This is a genomic window from Pseudomonas sp., from assembly GCF_049300855.1.
GTDB lineage: Bacteria > Pseudomonadota > Gammaproteobacteria > Pseudomonadales > Pseudomonadaceae > Aquipseudomonas.
Genome location: NZ_JBAQKH010000031.1, coordinates 1 through 2690, shown reverse-complemented (window position 1 = coordinate 2690; position 2690 = coordinate 1). Strand labels below are relative to the sequence as shown.

At 70.1% G+C, this 2690-nt stretch carries 2 protein-coding genes; both read left to right on the top strand.

The annotated features are described in order from the left end of the window. On the top strand, positions 1-844 hold an 844-nt coding region (groEL, locus tag WA225_RS19010; RefSeq protein ID WP_422609122.1), incomplete at its 5' end, for a chaperonin GroEL. Positions 845-993: 149 nt separating this feature from the next. After that, positions 994-2690: hypothetical protein (locus WA225_RS19005; RefSeq protein ID WP_422609121.1), on the top strand; the 1697-nt coding region annotated here is incomplete at its 3' end.

Below are 2690 nucleotides of genomic sequence, written 5' to 3'. Positions count from 1 at the left end.
GGTCGTCAACAAGATGCGCGGGCTGTTCAGGTCCGTCGCGGTGAAGGCGCCCGGCTTCGGCGACCGACGCAAGGCCATGCTTGGCGACATCGCCATCCTCACCGGTGGCCAGGTCATCAGCGAAGAGGTCGGCCTCAAGCTGGACAGCGTCGACCTGAACGTGCTCGGCCGCGCGCGCAAGATCGTCGTGACCAAGGACGAGACCACGATCGTGGACGGTGCCGGCGACGCGGACCAGATCGCGGGCCGGGTCAACCAGATCCGTACCGAGATCGACAACACCGACTCCGACTACGACCGCGAGAAGCTGCAGGAGCGGCTGGCCAAGCTGGCCGGCGGCGTGGCCGTCATCAAGGCGGGCGCGGCGACCGAGGTCGAGCTCAAGGAGCGCAAGCACCGCATTGAGGACGCGGTGCGCAACGCCAAGGCCGCGGTCGAGGAGGGTGTCGTTCCCGGCGGCGGCGTCGCGCTGCTGCAGTCTGCCATCCCCGCCTTCGACAAGCTGGACCTGGCGGGCGACGAGGCGACCGGTGCGAACATCGTGCGCGTTGCCGTCGAGGCGCCGCTGAAGCAGATCGCGGTCAACGCCGGCCTTGAGGGCGGCGTCGTGGTCGAGAAGGTGAAGACCCTGCCTCCGGGCCAGGGCCTGAACGCGGCGACGGGCGAGTACGTCGACATGTTCAAGGCCGGCATCATCGACCCGGCCAAGGTCACCCGCTCGGCGCTGCAGAACGCGGCGTCCATCGCGGCGCTGTTCCTCACCACCGAGGCGGTCATCGCGGAGAAGCCGGAGAAGGCTGCTCCGCCGGCTGCCCCGGGTGGCGGCGGGGACATGGACTTCTAAGTCCAGCCTGCTCGCGTAGCGAACGGGAAACGGCCCGGGTCAGCAGTGACCCGGGCCGTTTCGCGTGGGGTCACGTGAAATACTTGCGTCCGGCTATGCCGGCGCTCGCAGAGCCATCAAGCACAGGGGGCAGGAGAAACGATCATCCCGTGTTGCAGCCCCCTCTGATCCAGGTCAGCGATCAGCTGGAGCGCCGAATCCGGAAGCCGGCCGACGCGCTGCGCTGCGTCGTTGCCTGCATTGTCATCATCGCGGCGGTCGTGACCGCGATCGCCGCGAGCGCGACCACGGCGGGGGCGGAGATCGACATCGTCGGCGCGAGCAGGCGACTGCCCGATGCCCTGGCGAACGATATCCCGCAGATCGCGCGCTTCGGCTTGCTGATACTGCCGCTTGCCCTCGCCGCCACCCAGCTCGTCAGGCGCCAGGTCCGCCGTCTGGTCGAGGCATTCGCGACCGGGGTACTGGCCGGCGCCGCGGCCGAGGTCGCCAACATCCTGCTCGAGCGCCCCGCCGCCGCCCGGCTCTACGACGCGATCATCATGGCGCACGCTGGCACCAGTCACGTCGATGCCCTTGACCCCTATCTGGTCGGCCTGGTCGCCTTCGTCACGATGATCGGGCTGACGGGACGCCCTGGCTGGCGCAACGCGCTGATCGTGGCGATCGGCGTGTACGTTGTCGTCCAGCTCGCGGCGTCGACCACGACGCACGTAAGCGTGCTCACGATCCTGATTACGCTGCTGGCGGGCTATGCCATCGGCACGGCCGTCAGGTACGGTGCCGGGTCGGCGTCGCAGCGTCCATCGGCCAGGGAGATCGGCGCGGCGCTGTCCACCAGGCGCATCGGGCGGGCCAGGCACGACAGGGACCTGACGGTGACCGCGATCCGGCGGGTTCGCCAGCCGCGCGCCGATGCGCCGGGATCGCGGCACTACGCGGTGACCACGCGCGAAGGCAGCAAGCTCGACGCGGTCGTGTTCGACAGGGACCGGCAGGCTGCGGGGACCTTCTACCAGCTGTACCGCTTGATCCGGGTGCAGGGGCAGGTGTCGCGGACCGCGCCGCTTTCGCTCGACCGTGCGGTGGAGCGCCGCGCCTTGCTTACCTACGCGACCGAGGACGCGGGCGTGCCCACGCCCCGGCTGCATACCCTGGTGCGAGTCGGACCTGACGCCGCCGTGCTCGCCTACGATCACTGCGAGGGAACCACGCTCGCCCAGCGAAACTCCGGGTGCACCGATAAGGAGCTTGGCCGCGTCTGGGACATGGTGACCCGGCTGCACGCGCACCACGTCGCGCACCGCGGGCTCACCGCCGACCGCATCGTCTTCACGGCCGGTGGCCGGGTCATGCTGCTCGACCCGGGCGACGGTGACGTGGCGGCGAGCGACCTGCAGATGCGCCTGGACCTGGCACAGCTCATCGCCGAGCTGGCGCTGGTCGTGGGACCGGAGAAATCCGCTCAGCTCGCGGTGGAGCGGATCGAAGGAAACGAACTCGTGACCGTCCTCGCGCTGCTCCAGCCGGTCGCGCTCGTCCGCTCCACCAGGCACGCGCTGCGCCGACGGCGCGACGTCCTGCCCGCCGTCCGCAAGGTGCTGCTCGCGGCCGTGCCCGACGCCGAGGTTGTGCCGGTGCAGCTAGAGCGCATCAGGCCGCGCACCCTGGTCACCCTGGTCGCCAGCGTCGTCGCCGTCTACCTGCTCGCGGGCGAACTCGCCAAGGCCAGCCTCGGCAGCGCGCTGCGCGCCGCTGACTGGCGCTGGGCGCTCGCGGCGCTCGGCCTGTCGGCACTGACCTACGCGGGGGCGTCGCTGTCAGTGTCCGGATTCGTCACCGAGAA